The organism is Streptococcus sp. 20925_1_77 (genome assembly GCF_041432125.1).
GTDB lineage: Bacteria > Bacillota > Bacilli > Lactobacillales > Streptococcaceae > Streptococcus.
The window spans coordinates 113474-137544 of record NZ_JAPVZB010000001.1 but is presented as its reverse complement, the minus strand read 5'-3'; the positions used below and the strand labels follow the sequence as shown (position 1 = coordinate 137544).

General features: G+C 42.0%; 22 protein-coding genes, 1 tRNA gene and 1 other RNA gene. 21 read left to right on the top strand and 3 right to left on the bottom strand.

Features of this window, described 5'->3' with window-relative positions; all coding sequences use genetic code 11:
* Positions 1 to 21 precede the first annotated feature (21 nt).
* The 5 genes from O3626_RS00710 to whiA all read left to right on the top strand — a co-directional run bounded on the left by O3626_RS00710 (position 22) and on the right by whiA (position 3443).
* Positions 22 to 186, top strand: coding sequence for a hypothetical protein (locus O3626_RS00710; RefSeq protein ID WP_003006512.1), 165 nt, complete (start codon positions 22 to 24; stop codon positions 184 to 186).
* Between the two features lie 18 nt (positions 187 to 204).
* Positions 205 to 588, top strand: coding sequence for a RidA family protein (locus O3626_RS00705; RefSeq protein ID WP_003006514.1), 384 nt, complete (start codon positions 205 to 207; stop codon positions 586 to 588).
* A gap of 76 nt (positions 589 to 664) precedes the next feature.
* Positions 665 to 1555 (top strand): RNase adapter RapZ, encoded by an 891-nt coding sequence (rapZ, locus tag O3626_RS00700; protein ID WP_155167838.1) that lies wholly within the window; start codon positions 665 to 667, stop codon positions 1553 to 1555.
* Positions 1552 to 2529 carry a YvcK family protein gene (locus O3626_RS00695; protein ID WP_070673851.1) on the top strand — a complete coding sequence of 326 codons (978 nt, stop codon included), beginning with the start codon at positions 1552 to 1554 and terminating at the stop codon, positions 2527 to 2529. The genes rapZ and O3626_RS00695 overlap by 4 nt, the downstream gene beginning before the upstream one ends.
* The gene (whiA, locus tag O3626_RS00690; RefSeq protein ID WP_371494608.1) at positions 2526 to 3443 is read left to right on the top strand and encodes a DNA-binding protein WhiA; all 918 of its coding nucleotides are present in this window, start codon (positions 2526 to 2528) and stop codon (positions 3441 to 3443) included. The genes O3626_RS00695 and whiA overlap by 4 nt, the downstream gene beginning before the upstream one ends.
* 22 nt (positions 3444 to 3465) lie before the next feature.
* Here whiA and O3626_RS00685 read toward each other — a convergent pair whose 3' ends face one another.
* Positions 3466 to 4434, bottom strand: coding sequence for an NAD(P)/FAD-dependent oxidoreductase (locus O3626_RS00685; protein ID WP_049483888.1), 969 nt, complete (start codon positions 4432 to 4434; stop codon positions 3466 to 3468).
* A gap of 178 nt (positions 4435 to 4612) precedes the next feature.
* Between O3626_RS00685 and rpsU the strand changes: the two genes are divergently transcribed.
* On the top strand, positions 4613 to 4789 hold the full coding sequence (gene rpsU, locus O3626_RS00680; protein WP_000048054.1) for a 30S ribosomal protein S21: 177 nt from the start codon (positions 4613 to 4615) through the stop codon (positions 4787 to 4789).
* Between the two features lie 100 nt (positions 4790 to 4889).
* Here the strand turns inward: rpsU and mscL are convergent, their stop codons facing one another.
* A complete protein-coding gene (gene mscL / locus O3626_RS00675) occupies positions 4890 to 5270 on the bottom strand; it encodes a large conductance mechanosensitive channel protein MscL (RefSeq protein ID WP_021152922.1) in 381 nt (126 codons plus the stop codon).
* A gap of 214 nt (positions 5271 to 5484) precedes the next feature.
* Here mscL and dnaG point away from each other — a divergent pair, with 214 nt between their 5' ends.
* The 14 genes from dnaG (at position 5485) to O3626_RS00605 (ending at position 19919) form a co-directional block, all read left to right on the top strand.
* Positions 5485 to 7263 (top strand): DNA primase, encoded by a 1779-nt coding sequence (dnaG, locus tag O3626_RS00670; RefSeq protein WP_371494605.1) that lies wholly within the window; start codon positions 5485 to 5487, stop codon positions 7261 to 7263.
* A 2-nt stretch (positions 7264 to 7265) separates the two neighbouring features.
* Positions 7266 to 8375 carry an RNA polymerase sigma factor RpoD gene (gene rpoD, locus O3626_RS00665; RefSeq protein WP_021152924.1) on the top strand — a complete coding sequence of 370 codons (1110 nt, stop codon included), beginning with the start codon at positions 7266 to 7268 and terminating at the stop codon, positions 8373 to 8375.
* A gap of 174 nt (positions 8376 to 8549) precedes the next feature.
* A complete protein-coding gene (locus tag O3626_RS00660; protein WP_004220168.1) occupies positions 8550 to 8879 on the top strand; it encodes a metal-sulfur cluster assembly factor in 330 nt (109 codons plus the stop codon).
* Between the two features lie 171 nt (positions 8880 to 9050).
* On the top strand, positions 9051 to 9758 hold the full coding sequence (locus O3626_RS00655) for an ABC transporter ATP-binding protein (protein WP_021152925.1): 708 nt from the start codon (positions 9051 to 9053) through the stop codon (positions 9756 to 9758).
* Positions 9759 to 9767: 9 nt separating this feature from the next.
* Complete coding sequence (locus O3626_RS00650) at positions 9768 to 10562, top strand: hypothetical protein (RefSeq protein WP_049496668.1); 795 nt, start codon at positions 9768 to 9770, stop codon at positions 10560 to 10562.
* A 103-nt stretch (positions 10563 to 10665) separates the two neighbouring features.
* Positions 10666 to 11014: a transfer-messenger RNA gene (ssrA, locus tag O3626_RS00645) on the top strand.
* A gap of 8 nt (positions 11015 to 11022) precedes the next feature.
* Positions 11023 to 11110, top strand: a tRNA-Ser gene (locus tag O3626_RS00640).
* A 95-nt stretch (positions 11111 to 11205) separates the two neighbouring features.
* Positions 11206 to 14307: a DNA polymerase III subunit alpha gene (locus O3626_RS00635; protein ID WP_371494769.1), complete on the top strand. Its 3102-nt coding sequence runs from the start codon at positions 11206 to 11208 to the stop codon at positions 14305 to 14307.
* A gap of 84 nt (positions 14308 to 14391) precedes the next feature.
* Positions 14392 to 15405: a 6-phosphofructokinase gene (gene pfkA / locus O3626_RS00630; RefSeq protein ID WP_013903351.1), complete on the top strand. Its 1014-nt coding sequence runs from the start codon at positions 14392 to 14394 to the stop codon at positions 15403 to 15405.
* A 69-nt stretch (positions 15406 to 15474) separates the two neighbouring features.
* Positions 15475 to 16980, top strand: a complete 1506-nt coding sequence (gene pyk / locus O3626_RS00625; protein ID WP_049472257.1) for a pyruvate kinase — start codon at positions 15475 to 15477, stop codon at positions 16978 to 16980.
* 159 nt (positions 16981 to 17139) lie between these two features.
* Positions 17140 to 17700, top strand: coding sequence for a signal peptidase I (lepB, locus tag O3626_RS00620; protein WP_003006560.1), 561 nt, complete (start codon positions 17140 to 17142; stop codon positions 17698 to 17700).
* 98 nt (positions 17701 to 17798) lie between these two features.
* The gene (locus tag O3626_RS00615; protein ID WP_023917742.1) at positions 17799 to 18440 is read left to right on the top strand and encodes an amino acid ABC transporter permease; all 642 of its coding nucleotides are present in this window, start codon (positions 17799 to 17801) and stop codon (positions 18438 to 18440) included.
* Positions 18441 to 18452: 12 nt separating this feature from the next.
* The gene (locus tag O3626_RS00610; RefSeq protein WP_003014104.1) at positions 18453 to 19082 is read left to right on the top strand and encodes an amino acid ABC transporter ATP-binding protein; all 630 of its coding nucleotides are present in this window, start codon (positions 18453 to 18455) and stop codon (positions 19080 to 19082) included.
* Positions 19083 to 19091: 9 nt separating this feature from the next.
* Positions 19092 to 19919, top strand: a complete 828-nt coding sequence (locus O3626_RS00605) for an amino acid ABC transporter substrate-binding protein (protein ID WP_049490584.1) — start codon at positions 19092 to 19094, stop codon at positions 19917 to 19919.
* Positions 19920 to 20214: 295 nt separating this feature from the next.
* Here O3626_RS00605 and O3626_RS00600 read toward each other — a convergent pair whose 3' ends face one another.
* A complete protein-coding gene (locus O3626_RS00600; protein WP_371494600.1) occupies positions 20215 to 21405 on the bottom strand; it encodes a cation diffusion facilitator family transporter in 1191 nt (396 codons plus the stop codon).
* Positions 21406 to 21557: 152 nt separating this feature from the next.
* Here O3626_RS00600 and pcrA point away from each other — a divergent pair, with 152 nt between their 5' ends.
* Positions 21558 to 23843 carry a DNA helicase PcrA gene (pcrA, locus tag O3626_RS00595; protein WP_371494599.1) on the top strand — a complete coding sequence of 762 codons (2286 nt, stop codon included), beginning with the start codon at positions 21558 to 21560 and terminating at the stop codon, positions 23841 to 23843.
* Positions 23844 to 24071: the final 228 nt, after the last annotated feature.

Here is a 24071-nt window from a genome sequence, read left to right as displayed (position 1 = left end):
ATAAGAAATGAGGCTTTTTCAGTGGGAGATAAACCAATATCTTTTCGAGATGAAAATGGAAATTTTGTTTCAGCAGCTGATGTTTGGAATGCTGAAAAATTAGAAGAACTCTTTAATACGCTAAATCCTAAGCGCAAGTTGCGCCTACAAAGGGAAAAATTAGCAAAAGAAAACCAGCAGAAGTAAATAGACTTGGAGAATACTATGGCAAAAACAATTCATACAGATAAAGCACCTGCAGCAATTGGACCTTATGTTCAAGGGAAAATCGTAGGCAATCTTCTCTTTGCAAGCGGACAAGTTCCCTTGTCACCTGAAACAGGAGAAATCATTGGCGAAACCATCCAAGAACAAACAGAGCAAGTCTTAAAGAATATTGGGGCTATTTTGGAAGAGGCTGGGACAGACTTCGACCACGTGGTGAAAACCACTTGTTTCTTAAGTGATATGAATGACTTTGTACCTTTTAATGAGGTCTATAAAACAGTCTTTACCACAGAGTTTCCAGCTCGATCTGCTGTTGAAGTAGCACGCCTGCCACGTGATGTGAAGGTTGAAATTGAAGTTATTGCGGAAATCAAGGCCTAATAACCATTCAAAGACAAAAAGACAGAGTGGAAAGCAGGAAACTGTAGGCCACTCTGTTTTATTTTGGGAGGAGAAAATGACAGAAAGTAAGATTCAACTAGTCATGGTAACAGGGATGAGCGGTGCTGGCAAGACCGTCGCTATCCAATCGTTTGAGGATTTGGGCTACTTTACCATCGATAATATGCCACCGGCGCTCTTGCTGAAATTTATTGAACTCATGCGCCTTAGCCCAGATAACAATAAATTAGCCGTTGTTGTGGACATGCGGAGCCGTTCTTTTTTCAATGAAATTCGCACCATTTTGGATGAATTGGACAACCAAGAAGACCTCGATTTCAAGGTTCTGTTCTTGGATGCCACTGACAGTGAGTTGGTAGCACGATACAAGGAAACACGTCGTAGCCACCCACTAGCAGCAGATGGCCGTGTTTTAGATGGGATTACCCTAGAGCGCGAGCTCTTGTCTCCTTTAAAAAATATCAGTCAAAATGTGGTGGACACGACTGAGTTGACGCCCCGTAATCTGAGAAAAACGATTGCAGAGCAATTTGCCAGTCAAGATAATCAGCCAGATTTTCGGGTTGAGGTCATGTCATTTGGTTTCAAATACGGCCTTCCGATCGATGCTGACCTCGTCTTTGACGTGCGTTTTCTTCCAAATCCCTACTATAAATTGGAACTTCGGAATTTAACCGGTCAAGATCCAGCTGTCTATGATTATGTCATGGATCACCCTGAATCAGAGGACTTTTACCGTCATCTCCATGACTTAATCGTTCCTATTTTACCGTCTTATAAACGGGAGGGTAAATCCGTTCTCACCATCGCCATGGGCTGTACTGGAGGTCAACACCGTTCAGTAGCTTTTGCAGAGCGCTTGGCGCATGATTTAGAAAAAAATTGGCAGGTCAATTGCAGTCATAGAGACAAGGACAGACGGAAAGAAACGGTGAATCGCTCATGAGAAAACCTAAAGTAACCGTTATTGGAGGAGGGACAGGGATTTCTGTTATTCTCGATAGTCTAAGAAAGAAACCGGTCGAGATCACTGCCATTGTAACTGTTGCAGATGATGGCGGTAGCTCAGGTGAATTGCGGAAGAACATCCAAAAATTGACACCACCTGGGGATCTTCGAAATGTCTTGGTTGCTATGTCAGATATGCCTCGTTTTTATGAGAAAGTCTTTCAATACCGCTTTGCGGACGATGATGGGCCTTTGGCTGGGCACCCTTTGGGAAACTTGATCATTGCAGGGATTTCAGAGATGCAAGGCTCGACCTATAATGCCATGCAGTTGTTAACCAAGTTCTTTCATACAACCGGCAAGATCTATCCTTCCAGTGATAGTCCCTTGACCCTTCATGCTGTCTTTCAAGATGGAAAAGAAATAGTAGGAGAAAGCCACATTGCTAACTATACCGGCATGATTGATCATGTTTATGTGACCAATACCTTTGATCAAGAGCGTCCAAAGGCTAGTAAGAAAGTGGTGGAAGCGATTCTTGAAAGTGACATGGTCGTCTTGGGTCCTGGTTCGCTCTTTACCTCGATCCTTCCTAATTTGATGATCGATGAGATTGGGAAAGCCATCCTTGAAACCAAGGCTCAGGTGGCCTATGTTTGCAATATCATGACCCAAAGAGGGGAGACAGAACACTTCACAGACAGTGACCACGTTGCCGTTCTCCACAAACATTTAGGAGAGAAGTTCATCGATACCGTCCTTGTCAATATCAATCAGGTTCCCGCAGCTTATATGAACAGCAATAAATTTGATGAATACTTGGTCCAGGTAGAGCACGATTTTAAGGGGTTGCACTCGCAAGTTCCTCAAGTGATTTCTTCCGATTTCTTAAAGCTGGTCAACGGGGGAGCTTTTCATGATGGTGAAAAAGTGGTCGAAGAGCTGATGCAGATCGTGCAGGTGAGAAAATGAGTTTTACGGTTCGTGTCAAAGAAGAATTATTGTCTCTCAAGCGATTTGAAAAGAGTGAATTAGCTGCTATTATCAAGATGTCTGGGAGCCTCGGCATATCAATGGGTGGCTTGACGCTCTCGGTGACAACAGAAAATGCCAAGATTGCTCGCCATATCTATGAATTATTGCATCATTTTTATGAGACCAAATCAGATATTCGCCACCATCAAAAAACCAATTTGAAAAAGAATCGTGTCTACACAGTATTCTTGGATGAAAAGGTAGAAGAAATTCTAGCTGACTTACATTTGGCAGATGCCTTCTTTGGGATTGAAACAGGTATTGATGCTAGTGTTTTAGAAGATGAAGCAGCTAGTCGTGCTTATCTTCGAGGGGCCTTTCTGTCCAGTGGTTCCATCAAGGATCCTGAAAAAGGGAAGTACCAGCTGGAAATTCATTCTGTTTATACAGACCACGCGGAAGGAATTGCCCTTCTCATGCAAGGATTTTTACTAGATGCGAAAACCATCGAGCGTAAAAAAGGAGTGGTAACCTATTTGCAACGAGCGGAAGATATTATTGATTTTCTAATTGTCGTAGAGGCCATGCAAGCCATGCAGGAATTTGAGTCCATCAAGGTCATGAGAGAGACGCGCAATGACCTCAATCGGGCCAATAATGCCGAGATGGCCAATATCCAACGCACGGTCACAGCTAGTATGAAAACCATCAATAATATCAGTAAAATTGTGGATACAGTCGGTCTAGGGAGTTTACCAAGTGACTTGCAAGAAGTTGCCTACATTCGAATGAACCATCCAGATTATTCTATCCAGCAGATCGCTGATAGTTTGCAAAAGCCTATTTCAAAAAGCGGCGTCAATCACCGCTTGCGTAAGATCAATAAGATCGCAGACGATTTAGACAAATAAAAAAGGCCAAAGGCCTTTTTTATTATAAACTGGTTGAGTGTGTTGGTTGGACTTTCTTATCTGGATAGATGTAGTTGATGGCATTGTTTACAGCTGTTGGGGCTTCTCCCAGACCTGTAGCAATGAGATCGATCTTTCCTTCATAGAAGCAGCAGTCTCCACAAGCATAAATTCCAGGAAGGCTGGTTTCTTGTTTTTGGTTGACCTTGATTTTATGGCGTTGCAATTCTACACCCCATTTTTTCAAGTTTCCGATTGAAGATTTAAAGCCATAGTTGACAAATAAGTGATCAATCGGAATGAGTTCGTTTTCATCGGTTTTAACTTTTGTGATTTCAAGATGAGTGGCATGACCATTTTCCCCAATCAAACGACTAGGAATAAATGGTGTTTTGATGCTAACAGAAGATTGTTTGAGTTCTTCTACACTATGTTCTAAAGCACGGAAGTTGTCCCGACGGTGAATGATCGTAGTTGGAGCAATCTTGTCAAAAGCAAGAGCCCAGTCTACAGCAGAGTCTCCACCACCAAGGACGGTCACCTGCTGTCCTTCATATTGTTGGATGTTCGAAACATGATAGTGGACGTTATCAAAGTCTTCAGCTCCCTCAATGTCAAGGGCGCGTGGCTTAAAGGCACCACCGCCCATGGCTATAATGACTGCTTTAGACTGATGCACTTGGCGAGAAGTAGTGATGGTGAAGAGGTCGCCTTCTTTTCGAATATCCTCTACAGTTTCATTGAGAAAGATCGGTGTATCAAACCGTTTGACTTGCTCGATCAAGCGGTTGCTCAATTCTTCACCAGTCAAATTGGTAAAGCCAGGTACATCGAGGATACTCTTTTCTGGATAGAGAATAGCTGGTTGCCCTCCCAGTTGAGGTAAGGAATCAATCAGTTTGACTTTTACTTGGCGCATATTGCCATAAAAAGCAGCAAACAGACCAACTGGTCCGCCCCCAACAATTGTAATATCATAAATTTCTGACATAGTATCTCCTTCAGGGTTTTCTTTGTTTCCATTGTATCATAAAATGGGAAGAATGAAAAAGTTGGAAAAAGAAATGACATGAAGGCTAGGAGGGCTAGAAAAGTTTCAAAAGATCTTGACAGCGTCCTTAAAGTGTGATAAAATGATTAAGATTTTAGGCTTGAAGGGAGTGAAAAATATGTCAAAAACAGTAGTACGTAAGAATGAATCTCTTGACGATGCTCTTCGTCGTTTCAAACGTGCGGTTACTAAAGCTGGTACTCTTCAAGAAACACGCAAACGTGAATTCTATGAAAAACCTTCTGTAAAACGTAAACGTAAATCAGAAGCAGCTCGTAAACGTAAAAAATTCTAATTGAATACAAGAACAGACTTCGGTCTGTTTTTTGTTTTTTTCATCCGTTAAAGACAAAAAAACCGATCTTCTAGCTAGAAGATCGGATCTTTTTATCTGATTATTTGTTTGCAAGCAAGTCGCGGATTTCAGTAAGCAACTCTTCTTGAGTAGGAGCAGGAGCTTCTTCTTCGACAGCTTCTTCTTTTTTACCAAGGTTTTGAGCTTTTTCAGCAGCTTTCACTACGAAGAAAAGAACAGTACCAACAACAAGGAAGTTGATCACAGCGCTCAAGAAGCTACCGTATGCAACACCGTTCCATGACAAATTAGCAATCTTATCAACACCAGCAGCTTTCATAGCTGGTTTCAAAATAAGTGGAGTGATGATATCGTTAACAAGTGATGTTACGATAGCTCCAAATGCAGCTCCGATAACGACTGCTACAGCAAGGTCAACAATATTCCCACGAAGGAGAAAAGCTTTCAAATCTTTTAACATATCCTAAATATGTCCTTTCATAATAATTTTTTACTATGATAGTATAACGGAAAAATATTCGACTGACAAGGAATATGCCTCATTTTTTAAAATTAGTGATAAAGGTTGAAAATCTTTTCTTTTATGTGTGAAATCGGTAGGAAAAAATTTACTTTTACTAACTTTTAGTATAAAATATAAAGTGATAATCTATGGTAAAATGGAGGCACTGTTTATGGTTGATAAAGAGCTAATTGCAGAAATTAAAAACAGTGTAAACATTGTTGAAGTTATTGGAGAAGTTGTTTCTTTGACCAAGGCTGGCCGTAATTTTTTAGGGCTCTGTCCTTTTCATGGTGAAAAGACTCCTTCTTTTAATGTCGTTGAAGACAAGCAGTTTTACCATTGTTTCGGATGTGGTCGCTCGGGAGATGTCTTTAAGTTTATTGAGGAATACCGTGGAGTCGCTTTTATGGATGCGGTCCAGATCGTAGCAGAAAAAGCGGGTATTGCGCTTCAGTACCAAGCAAGGCCGGCTCAACCAACGTCTATCAATCCCAACCAAGAACTTTATGAGATTCATCAGGAAGCCAGTAAGTTCTACCAGGCGATTCTGATGACGACAAAGATGGGAGAAGAAGCGCGAAATTATCTGCATGAACGTGGATTGACGGATGAGGTCATCCGACATTTTCAATTGGGCTTAGCCCCAGCAGAAGGGAATTATCTCTATCGAAATCTCTCTGAGAAGTTCTCTGAGAAAGTGATTACCGATTCGGGGTTATTCACAATCTCAGATGCTGGAACAGTTTTTGATGCCTTTCAGGATCGGATTATGTTTCCTTTGACGGATGATAGTGGACGTGTCATTGCTTTTTCTGGTAGACTGTGGAAACTAACGGATGATGGCAGTCATCAAGCCAAGTACAAGAATAGTCGAAGTACCCGTCTATTTAATAAGAGTTATGAACTTTATCATTTGGATCAAGCTAAGACGAGCGCCAAAAAGCAACATGAAATGTATATCATGGAAGGCTTTATGGATGTCATTGCGGCTTATCGAGCTGGGATTGAAAATGCAGTCGCCTCTATGGGGACAGCCTTGACACCAGAGCACGTCCAGCACCTGTCTCATTTTACCAAAAAGGTCATTCTGACCTATGATGGGGATAAGGCGGGACTTGAAGCAACCGCTAAGGCCTTGGATGTCTTGCAGGATCTGGAGTTGGAGATCGTCCGTATCCCTGATCAGATGGATCCCGATGAGTACCTCAAAAAAACCTCCCCAGAAGATCTAGCTTCCCTCTTGAAGAATTCGCGGATCAGTAAGGTTGAATTCTTGATGCACTACTGGAAACCCCAGTATATTGAGAACTTGCAGGCACAGATTGAGTTTGTCGAGAAGCTGGCACCGATGATCGCCCAGACGCGCTCTATCACAGCGCAAAACACCTATATTTATAAGTTGGCAGATTTATTGCCAGACTTTGATTATTTGCAGATTGAGCAGATTGTCAATAATAGTCGCTTGCATCAACGGCAGGAGGATCAAAGTGGCGGACGATCAAGAACGTCGAATTTTTCAGTAGATTTCCTGCCTAATCGTGGGATGACGCGCTTGATCAAGGCGGAAAATCATTTATTAAGTAGGATGAAAGATTTTCCAATGGTGCTCAATGATTACCGTTTGCGACCTGATTTTGTCTTCGACACACCGGAGTTACAGATCTTGTACCAATTACTCTGTCAGAATGGAGAAGTCACATCTCAGGATTTGTCCGAGCAACCTGAAGGGGTCCAGCATGCCTGGTACCGGATGTTAGAAGAAGATTTGCCAGAAGAGATAGTGGATGGTGAATTAGAAGAAGTGGAAGAAACGCGAAATCGTGAGCTTCTTCGCAAAGAAAGTCAACAAATTGGAAATAAAGTGAAGGAAGCTTCCTCGACAGGGGATGCGGAAAAAGCTTTATTGGAACTCGAGCGTTTGATCGCTCAAAAAAGAAGAATGGAGTAGGAATGGCTAAAGAACAAAAAGATATTACAACATTGGACGTTCAAATTGCAGAGTTTATTCGCAGCCACAAGAAAAGTGGAACTGCAACAGATGATGAAATTAATGACAAGTTGGTTATTCCATTCACACTAGATGCAGATGGGATTGAAGATCTTTTGCAACGCATTCAAGATGCAGGAATTTCGATCACGGATAAAGATGGTAACCCAAGTGCGCGTGTGTTGAACAATGAAGAAGAGCCAGAATTGTCAGATGAGGAATTGCTTGGAAGCAACTCTGCCAAGGTCAACGACCCAGTACGGATGTACTTGAAAGAAATTGGGGTTGTTCCTCTTTTGACCAATGAAGAAGAGCAAGAATTGGCTATCCTAGTGGAACAAGGTGATTTGGAAGCTAAGCAACGTCTTGCAGAAGCCAACCTTCGTTTGGTTGTATCCATTGCGAAACGTTACGTTGGTCGTGGAATGCAATTTTTGGATTTGATCCAAGAAGGAAATATGGGCTTGATGAAGGCCGTTGATAAGTTTGACTATACCAAAGGGTTCAAGTTCTCTACCTATGCGACTTGGTGGATTCGTCAGGCTATCACTCGTGCCATTGCAGACCAAGCACGGACCATTCGGATCCCTGTTCACATGGTGGAAACCATTAACAAGTTGGTTCGTGAACAACGCAATCTCTTGCAAGAATTGGGACAAGACCCAACGCCTGAACAAATCGCTGAACGCATGGATATGACGCCTGATAAGGTGCGTGAAATCTTGAAGATTGCCCAAGAGCCTGTTTCTTTGGAAACGCCAATCGGGGAAGAAGACGATAGCCATTTGGGAGATTTCATCGAAGATGAAGTGATTGAAAATCCAGTAGACTACACCACTCGTGTGGTTCTACGTGAACAATTAGATGAAGTCCTCGATACCCTGACAGACCGGGAAGAAAACGTCCTTCGTTTACGCTTCGGTTTGGATGATGGAAAAATGCGGACCTTGGAAGATGTGGGTAAAGTCTTCAACGTGACCCGTGAACGGATCCGTCAGATCGAAGCCAAAGCCCTCCGCAAACTCCGCCACCCAAGCAGAAGCAAACCATTGCGTGATTTTATTGAGGATTAAAAATGTCCGGGGGACATTTTTAACGGTCGCCTAGAAATGAAGAAGCGACCTAGGTCCGGGGGACATTTTTAACGGTCGCCTAGAAATGAAGAAGCGACCCAGATCCTGTGGATCTTTTTAACCCGAGCTAAGCAATTCTATCGAGAGTAACATAACAAAAAAAGGAAGTGTCATATGGCATATACAACTGAGCAAATTGAAGAAATTAAAAATAAAATCTTAAATGCTTTGGAAGAGGTAATCGATCCTGAGCTTGGGATTGACATTGTTAATTTAGGTCTTGTTTACGAGATCCATTTTGATGGTGAAACTGGAGCGACCATTATTGATATGACGCTAACGACCATGGGATGTCCATTAGCGGATCTTCTGACAGATCAGATTCATGATGTTTTAGCAGAAGTAGAAGAAGTGACATCTGTGGATGTGAAGTTGGTCTGGTATCCTGCTTGGACGGTAGAAAAAATGAGCCGCTATGCACGGATTGCACTTGGAATTAGTTAAAAATTCTATTCATCAAAACAAATCAGAGGTTGGGGCTTCCCTAACCTCTGATTTGTTTACACCTGTATTTTTGAACAACCATTTTCAAATTCTTAGCAAATTTTCAGATAAAGTTGCAATCATCAAGAGGACAAGGTATAATAGCATAAATAGAAAATAAAGGAGATTTACATGAATCAGTATCCTTTGGTCTACTTGGACCATGTGACAAAGAATTATGGGCATGAAGTTGCTCTCATGGATGTTAGTTTGAACATCCAACCTGGCCGTATTATTGGCCTTTTGGGGCCTAATGGTAGCGGGAAAACAACCATCATTAAATTGATTAATGGTTTGTTGCAACCAAGCCTTGGAAATATCTATATTCATGGTCAATTACCATCCCCAGCTTCTAAAAAAGTTGTTTCCTATTTGCCGGATACGACTTATCTGAGTGAAAATATAAAAATTAGTGATGCTATTAGCTATTTCCAAGATTTTTATTCAGATTTTAATGTCCAACGAGCTTACCAATTGCTCAACGATTTGCATTTGCATCCAAATCAAAAATTGAACAGCCTTTCAAAAGGGAACAAGGAAAAAGTACAATTGATTTTGGTGATGAGTCGTGAAGCTGACTTGTATGTCCTTGATGAACCAATCGGTGGGGTCGACCCAGCAGCGCGTGATTATATTTTGCGGACCATTATTCAAAACCGACGTCCAAACTCTTCTGTCTTGATTTCTACTCACTTGATTGCGGATATTGAGCAAGTTTTGGATGAAGCGATTTTCATCAACCAAGGAAGAATCCTCTTGCATGAAAATACGACTGTTTTGCGCAATCAACACGGAAAATCAATCGATGAGATCTTCCGTGATCAATTCCGTGTTTATTAGGAGGACCCTATGTTTGGTAAATTATTAAAATATGAATTTAAATCGACAGCTAAGTGGTATTTATTGATCACCCTGATCGCACTAGGTTTGTCAGTGATTACAGGTGTTATTGGTGGAAGTGCTACAAACGGTTTTGTGGATATGGAAACCAATAGTATGCAAATCATAACTGGGACTCTTGGGATTCTCATTTTTGGAGGAGTCATTGGTCTTTATCTTAGTAACTACTATATTATTATTCGTCGTTTCTATTCCAACTTATACGGACGTGAAGGTTACTTGACCTGGACCCTTCCAGCTAGCCCTCATGCGATCATTTTGTCTAAATTTGTGGGAGCTTTAGTAGCGAGTCTTTACTGCCTATTCCTTCTATTTTTTAGTGGTTTTATCACAATTATTGTGATGGGCGCTGTCATTGGTCAAGACCTCTCTCCTGTATTTAGTATTATCGCTGAGGCTTTTAGTCATTCTATTGCTTATTGGATTATCATCTGGTGGATTTTTACCACAGCTTCAGGAATCTTACTATTTTATGTATCAATCGCACTTGGCCAACTGTTCCAAAATCGTCGTGGATTGAAGGCTATTCTGTTTTTCTTTCTCTTGTGTATTGTGTTAAGTATCATCGGTACAGCAGTCAATCCATTAAAAGATTCATATGCTGTCGGATATGCATTGGTTTATGGAAATATTGATGAATTTGGACCAAACTTCATCCCAGGTCTCATTTATGAAGTCATTAAGATTGTTTCTATGTACTTCACCATTCACTACATCAGCAAGTACAAGTTGAATCTTCAATAATAACAGTAAATTGAGCAAGGAGCTCTCCAGTGGAAGCCTTCTTGTTCAATTTTTTTCTTTTGCATTTTTAGCTACATTTTGATATACTAATTGTATTCGTTTTGGGGTCGTTACGGATTCGACAGGCATTATGAGGCATATTTTGCAACTCATCTAGCGGATGTAAAACGCCAGTTAAATATAACTGCAAAAAATAATAATTCTTACGCTTTAGCTGCCTAAACACCAGCAGGCGTGACCCGATTCGAATCGCTCGTGTTTGATGACAGGTCTTTATTTTAGCGAGATACGATCTAACTTTGTCTAGAAGTTAGATAAGAGATTGATAGACTCGCAGGTACAGGGCTTGAGTTATGTGTCGTGTAGCTGTTAAACTAAGACATAACCTATGGTTGTAGACAAATATGCTGGCAGGTGTTTGGACGTGGGTTCGACTCCCACCGGCTCCATATATAATTTTGGAAGATTACTCAAGAGGCTTAAGAGGCCGTGTTGGAAACGCGGTAGGCGTGTAATAGCGTGCGTGGGTTCGAATCCCATGTCTTCCGTTGTTGAGACATCATTGTGTAGCAGTGGTGTTTTTTTGTACAAAAAGGAGTTACCAAAGGAGGCACCAAAATAGACAATGAAGAAAGGAGAAAAAGTGATTACACAGCTAGATACCAAATCAGTCTATACCTTTATGGAAAGCCTAGTGACCATAAAAGACTATGTCCAAGTGGCTAAAAGCATGGGGTATGGCGCATTGGGAATCATGGATGTAGATAATTTGTATGGTGCTTATGAATTTATCGAAGCCTGTCAGGCCCACAACCTCAGCCCCTTGGTCGGTTTAGAAATTGGACTAAAAGTAGACAATGAAACAATTCCGTTTCGGATGATGGCCCTGTCAACGAAAGGCTACCAGAATCTGATGAAGATGTCGACCGTCAAAATGATGGGGAAAAACAATTGGGAAGATGTGAAGCACCTTACAGAAGGAGTAGCGGTCATTGTCCCAGCGCCTTTTGCTAGTGAAGACATACCGCTTGGTCTAGATTACTTCATCGGAGTTTTTGCCGATACGCCGGACCAAGAGTTTAGCCACCCTGTGCTTCCTCTTCATACTGTGCGTTTTTTTGAGGCGGAAGATATGGAAGCCATGCAGATGCTCGCGGCCATCAAGGACAATCAAAGCTTGACAGAAACAGGACAAATTGATCCTAGAACTGTCCTAAAAACTCCTCAGGAGTTACAGAATGATTTTGCTGAGCGATTTCCTCAAGCCATCACAAATCTTGAAAAACTTGTCCAAGGGATTCAATACGACATTGATACTCAGTTGAAATTGCCTCGCTTCAATCCTCAGAAACCAGCTGTTGAGGAATTGAGAGAATTAGCCCAAGCCGGTCTTCTTCGAAAGAACTTGACTAGTCCGGTCTATCAAGAACGTTTGGAGCATGAATTAGACATTATTCACCAAATGGGCTTTGATGATTATTTCTTGATTGTCTGGGATCTTCTTCGTTTCGGACGAAGTCAGGGATATTATATGGGAATGGGGCGTGGGTCTGCTGTAGGCTCACTGGTAGCTTATGCCCTGGAGATTACAGGGATTGATCCAGTGGAGAAGAACCTCCTGTTTGAGCGCTTTTTAAATGTGGAGCGCTATACCATGCCGGATATTGATATTGATATTCCTGATATCTATCGTCCAGAATTTATCCGTTATGTGAGAGACCGTTATGGGAGTTACCATGCGGCTCAGATCGTGACCTTTTCAACCTTTGGGGCCAAACAAGCCATTCGAGATGTTTTTAAACGTTTTGGGGTACCAGAGTACGAATTAACCTCCATTACCAAGCGGATTGGCTTTAGGGATACACTGACGACAGCGTATGAACAGAATCTAGCTTTTCGACAAGTGATTCATAGTCGAACAGAATTTGAACGTGGCTTTGAAATTGCCAAAAGAATTGAGGGCCAACCTAGACAGACCTCGATCCATGCGGCGGGTGTTGTGATGAGTGACCAGGATTTGACGGATCACATTCCTCTCAAGTATGGAGAAGACATGTTTGTTACCCAGTACGATGCTCATGCGGTTGAAGCCAATGGTCTATTGAAGATGGACTTTTTGGGTCTGCGAAACTTAACCTTTGTTCAAAAAATGAAGGAAGCCGTCTATGAAAAGTACCAAGAAGAGATCGTGATTGAAGCCATTGATTTAGAAGATCAAGAAACCTTGGCCTTATTTGCTGCTGGGGATACCAAGGGGATTTTCCAATTTGAACAGGCTGGAGCCATTCGCCTTTTGAGACGTGTGAGACCCAATCATTTCGAAGAAGTGGTAGCGACCACCTCTCTCAATCGTCCAGGCGCTAGTGATTACATTGATAATTTCGTCAAAAGAAAGCACGGCCAAGAAAAAGTTGAGATTTTAGATCCAGCTATTGAAGCAATCTTACGGCCCACATATGGGATCATGCTCTACCAAGAGCAGGTCATGCAGGTTGCCCAGCGTTTTGCAGGTTTTAGCCTAGGGAAAGCCGATATCTTACGTCGGGCTATGGGCAAAAAAAATGTGGCTGAAATGCACAAGATGGAAGACGATTTTGTCGCAGGTGCTCTTAAACTTGGGCATACGGAAGAAAAAGCCAAAGAGGTCTTTGCGATCATGGAAAAATTCGCAGGCTATGGGTTTAACCGTTCTCATGCCTATGCCTATTCTGCCTTGGCCTTTCAGATGGCCTATTTCAAGGTCCATTATCCAGATGTTTTCTTTGATGTCATGCTCAATTATTCGAGTAGCGATTATCTGACAGATGCTCTCCAGTTTGATTTTAAAGTCGCGCCATTATCCATCAACACCATCCCTTACAGAGATAAGTTCCAGGATCGGAAAATCTACTTGGGAATGAAAAATATCAAGGGACTCCCAAGAGATTTAGCATATTGGATCATTGACAATCGTCCCTTTGAAAGTGTCGAAGATTTTATTTTACGACTACCCAATCAGTATCATAAATTGCCTTTGTTAACACCTTTAGTGGAGCTTGGATTGTTTGACATTTTTGAAAAAAATAGGCGCAAGGTGCTTCACAATTTGCCGAATTTGTTTGTCTTTGCTGATGAGCTAGGCAGTTTGTTTGCGGATTCTAACTATTCCTGGACAGAAACGGAGGACTTTAGCCAGGCTGAAAAATATGAGAAGGAAGAGGCCATTATTGGCGTCGGGCTCAGTACTCACCCATTGGTTGCGATTGGGCAAATGAGTCCCTACGAGATCCAACCAATTTCTCAATTAGTTCAAGGAGAGCAGGCACGCATTCTCATTGAGATACAAAACATTCGAACGATTCGAACCAAGTCGGGTGATCTCATGGCTTTCTTACAAGTCAGTGATACCAAGAAAAAACTGGATGTGACCCTTTTCCCTGAAACCTACAATCGATTTTCCTCCTTGATAAAAGAAAGTGGCTTTTATTACTTGACGGGGAAGGTACAGGAGCGTGATGGGCGCTTACAGATGATTCTAGCAGAGGCTCAACTAGCTACTAATGAGAAATTCTGGATTCAGTTGCTCGATCATCGTCAGGATCAAACGATTCTTTCTATCTTGAAAAAATATCCAGGGCCATATCCTGTGGTATTACGCTATGAAGATGAGAAAAAAACTCTTCAATTGAAGGGCTATACAGTTCAGAAAAACAAAGAATTGGAAGATGAACTAAAGAATCTCGTTATGAAAACGATTTATCGGTAAAAACTGCGAAAAATACGAGAATTTTAGTCTTCTTTGTGTTATAATTACGTAGAATGTAAAAGAAAAAAAGGAGCAAACAACGAAATGAAACGTATTGCTGTTTTAACTAGTGGTGGAGATGCCCCTGGTATGAATGCTGCCATCCGTGCAGTTGTTCGTCAAGCAATTTCAGAGGGAATGGAAGTTTTCGGTATCTATGATGGATATGCGGGAATGGTTGCTGGTAAAATTCAGCCCCTTGATAGATCATCTGTTGGAGATATTATTTCCCGTGGTGGTACTTTCCTTCATTCAGCACGTTACCCTGAATTCGCACAACGCGAAGGTCAATTAAAAGGGATCGAGCAATTGAAGAAACACGGGATCGAAGGTGTTGTCGTTATTGGTGGAGATGGTTCTTACCATGGTGCGATGCGCTTGACTGAACTTGGATTCCCAGCTGTTGGTCTTCCTGGTACGATCGACAACGATATTGTCGGAACTGATTTTACAATTGGTTTTGATACTGCAGTCACAACTGCAATGGACGCGATCGATAAGATCCGTGATACTTCATCTAGTCACCACCGTACCTTCGTTATTGAAGTGATGGGACGTAACGCTGGAGATATCGCTCTTTGGGCAGGGATTGCATCTGGTGCAGATGAAATCATCATTCCTGAAGAAGGATTCAAGATCGAAGATGTTGTTGAGAGCATCAAAGAAGGTTACGCAAAAGGCCGTACCCACAACATTATCATTTTAGCTGAAGGCGTGATGTCTGCAGATGAATTCGGTAAAGCCTTGAAAGCGGCTGGTGATGAAAGTGACCTTCGTGTGACTGAGCTTGGCCACATCCAACGTGGTGGTTCACCTACTGCGCGTGACCGTGTTCTTGCTTCACGTATGGGAGCACACGCTGTTAAATTGCTGAAACAAGGAATCGGTGGTGTAGCCGTTGGTATCCGTAATGAAAAAATGGTGGAAAACCCAATCCTTGGTAAAGCAGAAGAAGGAGCCCTCTTTAGCTTGACAGAAGATGGTAAGATTGTGGTAAACAATCCACATAAAGCTGATCTTGGTCTTGCCGAGTTGAACCGTAGCTTGTCTTCAATCTAATTTTATTTCATTAATTCGTTAACCTTGTCTTAAAAAGACAGATATATTAAAAAAGGAGTCATATATATCATGAACAAACGTGTAAAAATCGTTGCAACTTTAGGTCCTGCGGTAGAAATCCGTGGCGGTAAAAAATTCGGTGAAGATGGATACTGGGCTGAAAAACTTGACGTTGAAGCTTCAGCACAAAACATTGCTAAATTGATCGAAGCTGGCGCTAACACTTTCCGTTTCAACTTCTCACACGGTGACCACCAAGAACAAGGTGAACGTATGGCGACTGTTAAACGTGCAGAAGAAATCGCTGGTAAAAAAGTTGGTTACCTTCTTGATACAAAAGGTCCTGAAATCCGTACTGAATTGTTCGAAGGCGAAGCTAAAGAATATTCATACAAGACTGGTGAACGTATCCGCGTTGCTACAAAACAAGGCATCAAATCAACTCGTGAAGTGATTGCTTTGAACGTTGCAGGTGCGCTTGACATCTTTGATGACGTTGAAGTTGGACACCAAGTATTGGTTGATGATGGTAAATTAGGTCTTCGCGTTGTAGAAAAAGACGCTGCAAAACGTGAATTCGTTGTTGAAGTTGAAAACGATGGTATCATCGCTAAACAAAAAGGTGTAAACATCCCTAATACGAAGATTCCTTTCCCAGCACTTGCTGAACGTGATAACGACGATATCCGCTTCGGTTTGGAACAAGGTATCAACTTCATCGCGATCTCATTTGTACGTACTGCAAAAGATGTTCAAGAAGTTCGTGCTATCTGTGAAGAAACTGGTAACAGCCACGTTCAATTGTTTGCGAAAATCGAAAACCAACAAGGTATCGAAAACTTGGATGAAATCATCGAAGTTACTGACGGTATCATGATCGCTCGTGGTGACATGGGTATCGAAGTACCATTCGAAATGGTTCCAGTTTACCAAAAAATGATTACTTCTAAAGTAAATGCTGCTGGTAAAGTTGTTATCACTGCAACAAACATGCTTGAAACAATGACTGAAAAACCACGTGCAACTCGTTCAGAAGTATCTGACGTCTTCAACGCTGTTATCGACGGTACTGATGCTACAATGCTTTCAGGTGAATCTGCAAACGGTAAATACCCACTTGAATCTGTAGCTACAATGGCGAAAATCGACATGAACGCTCAAACACTTTTGAAAGAATATGGTCGTTTGAACCCAGCTACATTTGAACGTAACTCTAAGACAGAAGTTATGGCTTCAGCTGTTAAAGATGCTACAAACTCAATGGATATCAAATTGGTTGTAACATTGACTAAGACAGGTCACACTGCACGTTTGATCTCTAAATACCGTCCAGATGCTGATATCTTGGCATTGACATTTGACGAATTGACTGAACGTGGATTGATGTTGAACTGGGGTGTTATCCCAATGTTGACAGATGCTCCTTCATCAACTGACGATATGTTCGAAATTGCTGAACGTAAAGCAGTTGAAGCTGGTCTTGTTAAATCTGGTGATGATATCGTTATCGTTGCTGGTGTACCAGTTGGAGAAGCTGTTCGTACAAACACAATGCGTATCCGTACAGTACGTTAATAGACAATTCTATCTTAAAGCCTTGCTGGTTAGTCTGAAAGGACTGACCGCGAGGTTTTTCTTGTTTAGTGTGCTAACAAGAATTCTCACTAATGCTTACTTTCTCTTTTTTAAAGATCAAAAAAATGGTATAATAAACAAAAAGGAAGGGAGACATTCATGCCAAGGAGAGATTTAATTAGAAATGTCATCATTGTCGGTGTACTGGTTTTAGCACTGATTTTGCTTCGAATCTTTGTATTTCATCCATTTAGTATCAATGATAAAATGGCCAATGCTTCTGTGAAAACTGGAGATCTTGTGGTAGCGACTAGAAATGCTCAGGTAGATCGCAGTGATTTGGTCTTATACAAGGTTGGTGGAAAAGAGTACCTTGGACGTGTCATTGCCAAAGAAAACGATGAAGTCAGCTACGTAGATGATGTCCTCTATTTGAATGGACAGGCAACACCAGAACCTTACCTGAATAAAATGCTCAACAAACACCTAGCTGCTCCTACGAGTAATGGGTATTATACGGATGATTTCTTCTTATCAGAGTTAAAAGGGACCAAGGCTGGTCGTGTACCATCCGATACTTATCTAGTCTTAAATGATAACCGTGGAGATACAGAAGATAGTCGTGAGTTTGGTTATATCCATAAAAATCAGATCGAAGGAGTCGTGAATCTGCGTCTCTATCCTCTCAATAAATTTGGATTTATAAAAGTAGAAGAATAGCCGAAAGGCTATTTTTTTTATAAATATCAAAATGAACTAGTTTTTTTCCATTTTTGTGGTAAGATGTTCATTAAATAATTTTTTAGGAGGAGAATGCTATGCAGTATGCTTTGGAAATTTTACCAAGTTTGTTAAAGGGAGCAAGCCTCACCTTGCAAGTGTTTGCTTTCGTATTGATTTTATCGATTCCACTAGGAATCGTTGTTGCCTTTTTGCTTCAATTGCGCTCAAAGATCCTGCATGGACTCCTAACGATTTATATCTGGATCATGCGAGGAACTCCTCTTTTGCTTCAGTTGATCTTTATTTATTACGTCCTTCCAAGTATCGGGATTCGGATTGATCGCTTGCCTGCGGCTATTACAGCCTTCACTCTCAATTATGCAGCCTATTTTGCGGAAATCTTCCGTGGAGGAATTGTCGCCATTCCGACAGGTCAGTATGAGGCGGCCAAGGTCTTAAAATTGAGTTCATGGCAAACAATTCGCTATATCATTTTGCCTCAGGTGGTGAAGATCGTTCTTCCAAGTGTCTTCAATGAAGTCATGTCCTTGATTAAAGATACCTCCTTGGTCTATGCTCTGGGAATTAGTGATTTGATCCTGGCTAGTCGGACGGCAGCCAATCGTGATGCCAGTCTAGCACCCATGTTTTTAGCGGGAGCTATTTATTTAATCCTCATTGGGATCGTGACCATCATTGCCAAGCGAGTTGAAAAGAACTTTTCATATTATAAATAGGAGGAGAAGCATATGTTAGAATTAAAACAAATTTCGAAACGGTTTGGGGATAAGCAGATCTTATCAGATTTCAATCTTCTCGTTCCTGAAAAACAAATCGTCGCCATTGTTGGACCTTCTGGAGGAGGAAAGACCACCTTGCTTCGCATGTTAGCTGGTCTTGAAACCATTGATTCTGGTCAGATCATCTACAATGGTGAAAACTTGCCTCTGGATGCCTTAGAAAAACGAAATCTTCTCGGTTTTGTCTTTCAAGATTTTCAATTGTTTCCACATTTATCGGTCATGGAAAACCTTATCTTGTCTCCTGTTAAGACCATGAATGTGACTAAGGAAGAAGCGAGTAAAAAAGCCATGAGCTTACTGGAGCGTTTGGGACTCGAACAACATGCGGATGCTTATCCCTTCTCTCTATCTGGTGGTCAGAAGCAACGGGTGGCATTGGCTCGTGCTATGATGATCGATCCAGAAATTATTGGCTATGATGAGCCGACTTCGGCCTTGGATCCAGAATTGCGATTAGAAGTTGAGAAGCTAATCTTGCAAAACCGTGAACTGGGGATGACTCAGATCGTTGTTACCCATGATATTCCATTTGCAGAAGCAATTGCGGATGTTCTTCTCAAGGTTGAGCCTAAATAGGAGGAGAGGATGAAACGAGTAATACCATGGCTGCTAGGTGTCCTTAGTCTCGTTCTTCTGACTGCCTGTGGACAGACAGTGAGTGATCCTAAAGTGGATAACTGGCAAAAATACCAAAAAGAGCAGTCCATCACGATTGGTTTTGATAATACTTTCGTTCCCATGGGCTTTGAGCAAAAAGATGGGAGCTACGCTGGTTTTGATATTGATTTGGCCAATCAAGTCTTTGATTCTTATGGGATTCATGTCAACTGGCAACCCATTGATTGGGATATGAAAGAAACGGAACTGAAAAATGGGACCATTGATGCCATCTGGAATGGATATTCGGCTACAGATGAACGTCGGGAAAGTGTTGCTTTTACCAAGCCCTATATGAAAAATGAACAAGTCTTGGTCACTAAGAAAGCCTCTGGGATCCAATCAGTCGATGGTATGAAAGAGAAACGATTAGGTGCCCAGACCGGATCTTCCGGCTATATGGATTTTGAAGCCAATCCTAAAATCTTGAAAAATAAGGTCAAAAATCAAAAGGCTACCCAATACCAGAGTTTCAACGAGGCGCTGATCGATCTTCAGAATGATCGGATCGATGGCCTCTTAATCGACCGTGTCTATGCCAACTATTATCTGCAAACGGAAGGAATTTTAAAAGACTACAATGTCTTTCCTGTCGGTTTTGAGACAGAATCCTTTGCGGTAGGGGTGCGCAAGGCGGATAAAACCTTGAAGAAAAAAATTGATGAAGCTTTCGTAAAACTCTATCAAAAGGGCCAGTTCCAAAAGATCTCTAAGAAGTGGTTCGGAACGGATGTAGCAACAGACGATATCAAGTAAAAAAGCTAGGAAATGATTCCTAGCTTTAGATTGAAGACAAAGTTATCTTAAAAACTTTCCTTAGGTGAGTACGGACGTCAGCGAACTTCTACGAAGTTCCATGACTTAGTTTTGAACCTAAGGTTTCAAAACTCCCGAGTGCTAGAAACATCACTGTTTCTAGCACTTTTCTCACAGCGGAAAGTTTTGGTATACTTTTGATTCATTTTAAAAATTAGAAAATTTTTAGAGAATCAATTAACTTTTTTTATAAGATTTGGATACTCTCTCAAGCTAGGAAATGATTCCTAGCTTTTTACTCGGTTTTATTTGTGATTTGATGGAAAATCTTTTGCCAAGTTTCGTGGCGACGCCAGAGACTGGTATGGATTTGACCGTCTAGTTCATAACGGATAAGTTTGGTTTTTTGGCTGATGGACTCTAGTTCAAAGTTTTGGAATTGAACTTGGTCACTTGCGAGAGCCTCTATTAATTCTACCTTGTGGTGTTCGTGACCGGTATCGTCAATCAAGGTATAATTATCCGCTAGCAATGTATCAAACTCTTGCTTAGCATAGAGGCGTTTTTCGTAGGTTAAGAGTTTCTTTTCAACGTTTTCGATCAGCTCATCTTCAGGAATTGAGCTAGGTTCCACATGGACGTCAATGTCAAAGACTCCAAATTCTTCTTTTAGGAGATTCTCGACTTCTTCTGTGATCGCATGGCTTTCATAGACGGAAAGATCGGGATTCATCTCCAAGACAACGTCCAGATAGATATTGCTTCCGTAGGTCCGTCCGCGTTGGTATTTCACACGCGCAATCTTAGGGAGTTTTAAAATAGCTTTTTCGTAATCTTCGAGGAGACTATCGTCAAAGCCATCTGAAAGACTAAAGGAAGATTCCATAAAAATATCGTAGGCTGTTTTGAGGATAAAGAAGGTGATGATGATGGCTACGATTTTATCGACAATTGGATAGTTAAAAGCACTAGCAGCGATCGCGATCGACGTTCCAAGAGATGTGACGACGTCTGAAAGATTGTCTTTTGCGGCTGCTTTTAAGGCTTTTGATTTGGCCCGTTTTGCTAAGCGAAGATTGTAGAAATAAACGCCAAGCATGACAAGGGCTGATACCACTCCGACACCAGCACCGAGTGGATCAATGCTAACTGTTTCATTGCTGAAGATCTTTTGGAGGGTATCGCGTAAGACATCAAAACCGACATAAAACATAATGATGGAAGTGACTAGACTAGCTAGATCTTCAATTTTCCAGTGACCAAACTTATGATCCCGGTCAGCTGGTTGGCGAGCGAGACGAATCCCGATGAGCAGGGCAGCATTGCTGATAATATCTGATAAGTTGTTAAATCCATCGGCTACCAAACTAGAGGAGTGAAGCAGATGGCCAGTAGCTAATTTTGCTGAAGAAAGTAGTAAATAGGCTAAAATACTGATGATGGCACCACGTTCGGCCAGTTTTAAGTTACTGTATGGTTTTTCCAAAATTTCCTCCTACAACCTCGGATATGAACCTGTTTTCTTTAAGCTACTATTATATCGTTTTTGGAAGGGAAATTCAAATGAGTCCTTTTTTAAAAGAAGCTAGACCGGTTTTTGTGGTATAATAGAACGATTGAATGAATGAGGAGTATGAGATGAATCCTTTATTGAATGGTATGAATGATCGCCAAGCAGAGGCGGTCCAAACGACAGAAGGTCCCCTCTTGATCATGGCGGGGGCTGGTTCTGGTAAGACACGTGTCTTGACCCACCGTATCGCTTATTTGATCGATGAAAAAATGGTCAATCCTTGGAATATTTTGGCCATTACCTTTACCAATAAAGCCGCTCGGGAGATGAAGGAGCGGGCTTATCAGCTAAATCCAGCCACCCAAGACTGCTTGATTGCCACCTTCCACTCCATGTGTGTGCGTATCCTTCGTCGAGATGCGGATCACATTGGCTACAATCGCAATTTTACCATTGTCGATCCAGGTGAGCAACGAACCTTGATGAAGCGGATCTTGAAGTCCTTGAATTTGGATCCTAAGAAATGGAATGAACGGACCATCTTGGGAACTATTTCCAATGCTAAAAATGACCTGATCGATGAAGTGGCCTATGCTGCACAAGCGGGAGATATGTATACCCAGATCGTCGCCAAGTGTTATGAGGCTTACCAAAAGGAACTCCGGCAGTCAGAAGCGGTAGACTTTGATGATTTGATTATGCTGACCTTGCGTCTTTTTGACCAGCATCCTGATGTGCTGACCTATTACCAGCAGAAGTTCCAATACATCCATGTAGATGAGTACCAAGATACTAACCATGCCCAATACCAATTGGTCAAACTCTTGGCTTCTCGCTTTAAAAATATCTGTGTTGTAGGGGATGCTGACCAGTCTATTTATGGCTGGCGGGGAGCAGATATGCAGAATATCCTGGACTTTGAAAAGGATTATCCCGATGCCAAGGTCGTTTTGTTAGAGGAAAATTATCGCTCCACTAAAACCATCCTGCAAGCAGCTAACGATGTTATCAAAAACAATCGCCACCGCCGCCCAAAGAATCTCTGGACACAAAATGAAGACGGAGAAGAGATTGTCTATTACCGGGCTAATGATGAGCAGGATGAAGCGGTCTTTGTTGCTAAAACGATTGAAGAGCTTAGTCGCGAAGCTGGGTACAAACACCGTGATTTTGCTGTTCTCTACCGAACAAATGCCCAGTCACGGACCATTGAAGAAGCCTTGCTCAAGTCCAACATTCCCTACACTATGGTAGGGGGCACCAAGTTCTACAGCCGGAAGGAAATTCGGGATGTCATTGCTTATCTGAACTTGATTGCTAACCTCAGTGACAATATCAGTTTTGAGCGCATTATCAATGAACCTAAGCGGGGAATCGGGCCAGGTACAGTGGATAAGATTCGCGATTTTGCCCAAATGCAAGAGACTTCGCTCCTGGATGCTTCGGCCAATATCATGCTCTCAGGCATCAAAGGAAAGGCAGCCCAGGCTATCTGGGACTTTGCCAATCTCATTCTTGATTTGAGAGAAAGATTGGACCAGCTGACCATTACAGAGTTGGTCGAAGAAGTCCTTGACAAGACAGGTTATATGACGGCCCTAACCAATCAGGGGAATTTAGAAAGTCAGGCCCGTATCGAGAATATCCAAGAGTTCCTATCTGTTACCAAGAATTTTGATGAAAACGGGGAGACCGTCGAAGACGAAACAGGTGTAGAAACCTTGAGTCGTTTCTTGAACGATTTAGCTTTGATTGCCGATACAGATGATGGGGCGCAAGAAACTTCAGAAGTGACCTTGATGACCCTTCACGCGGCTAAAGGCTTGGAGTTTCCAGTCGTCTTCTTAATTGGAATGGAAGAAAATGTCTTTCCTCTTAGTCGGGCGGCAGAGGATCCGGATGAGTTGGAGGAAGAACGTCGTTTGGCTTATGTGGGGATCACGCGGGCAGAGAAGGTTCTCTTTTTGACCAATGCCAATTCTCGTTTGCTCTTTGGGCGGACCAGCTACAACCGTCCGACGCGCTTTATCAATGAAATTAGCTCAGATTTGTTAAGCTACCAAGGATTAGCGCGTCCGGCCAACACTAGCTTTAAGGCTTCTTATAGCAATGGTGGCGGAACGACCTTTGGAAAAGGCATGAGTCTGTCACAAGCCCTTCAAGAGCGCAAGAGACAAGCAGCTCCAAGTGCTCTTACGTCATCAAGCCTCCCCTTTGGCAATAGTAACCGAGCGGGTGCCAAAGAAACTGTCGCTTGGTCTATTGGCGACATTGCCATTCACAAGAAGTGGGGCGAAGGAACCGTGCTTGAGGTATCAGGGAGTGGCAACACCCAAGAGCTCAAGATCAACTTCCCAGAAGTGGGGCTCAAGAAACTCTTGGCAAGTGTCGCGCCGATTGAGAAGAAATAAACTGGAGCCAGTAAGCTAAGTGTACTGTTTCAGATCATAAACATGCACTATCTCCTTGAGGATCTAATTTGTTACTGCAAGAAAAAGTTCCAAGAAAAGAACTTCTGGGAATAGTGCAGAATAGGTTGAGACTTTTCGCCGTGAGGAAAGCACCAGAAACACATCAGTTTCTGGTGCTCGGTAGATTTGAGACGTGAGGCTCAAATCTAAGGTATGGAATCCCCAAGG

Coding starts and splice junctions, on each gene's coding strand:
- lepB (WP_003006560.1), top strand. CDS start 17,140: ATGCCAAGGAGAGATTTAATTAGAAATGTCATCATTGTCGGTGTACTG.
- O3626_RS00695 (WP_070673851.1), top strand. CDS start 1,552: ATGAGAAAACCTAAAGTAACCGTTATTGGAGGAGGGACAGGGATTTCT.
- O3626_RS00610 (WP_003014104.1), top strand. CDS start 18,453: ATGTTAGAATTAAAACAAATTTCGAAACGGTTTGGGGATAAGCAGATC.
- mscL (WP_021152922.1), bottom strand. CDS start 5,270: ATGTTAAAAGATTTGAAAGCTTTTCTCCTTCGTGGGAATATTGTTGAC.
- O3626_RS00705 (WP_003006514.1), top strand. CDS start 205: ATGGCAAAAACAATTCATACAGATAAAGCACCTGCAGCAATTGGACCT.
- rpoD (WP_021152924.1), top strand. CDS start 7,266: ATGGCTAAAGAACAAAAAGATATTACAACATTGGACGTTCAAATTGCA.
- rpsU (WP_000048054.1), top strand. CDS start 4,613: ATGTCAAAAACAGTAGTACGTAAGAATGAATCTCTTGACGATGCTCTT.
- O3626_RS00615 (WP_023917742.1), top strand. CDS start 17,799: ATGCAGTATGCTTTGGAAATTTTACCAAGTTTGTTAAAGGGAGCAAGC.
- dnaG (WP_371494605.1), top strand. CDS start 5,485: ATGGTTGATAAAGAGCTAATTGCAGAAATTAAAAACAGTGTAAACATT.
- O3626_RS00655 (WP_021152925.1), top strand. CDS start 9,051: ATGAATCAGTATCCTTTGGTCTACTTGGACCATGTGACAAAGAATTAT.
- pfkA (WP_013903351.1), top strand. CDS start 14,392: ATGAAACGTATTGCTGTTTTAACTAGTGGTGGAGATGCCCCTGGTATG.
- pyk (WP_049472257.1), top strand. CDS start 15,475: ATGAACAAACGTGTAAAAATCGTTGCAACTTTAGGTCCTGCGGTAGAA.
- pcrA (WP_371494599.1), top strand. CDS start 21,558: ATGAATCCTTTATTGAATGGTATGAATGATCGCCAAGCAGAGGCGGTC.
- O3626_RS00685 (WP_049483888.1), bottom strand. CDS start 4,434: ATGTCAGAAATTTATGATATTACAATTGTTGGGGGCGGACCAGTTGGT.
- O3626_RS00605 (WP_049490584.1), top strand. CDS start 19,092: ATGAAACGAGTAATACCATGGCTGCTAGGTGTCCTTAGTCTCGTTCTT.
- O3626_RS00650 (WP_049496668.1), top strand. CDS start 9,768: ATGTTTGGTAAATTATTAAAATATGAATTTAAATCGACAGCTAAGTGG.
- rapZ (WP_155167838.1), top strand. CDS start 665: ATGACAGAAAGTAAGATTCAACTAGTCATGGTAACAGGGATGAGCGGT.
- whiA (WP_371494608.1), top strand. CDS start 2,526: ATGAGTTTTACGGTTCGTGTCAAAGAAGAATTATTGTCTCTCAAGCGA.
- O3626_RS00660 (WP_004220168.1), top strand. CDS start 8,550: ATGGCATATACAACTGAGCAAATTGAAGAAATTAAAAATAAAATCTTA.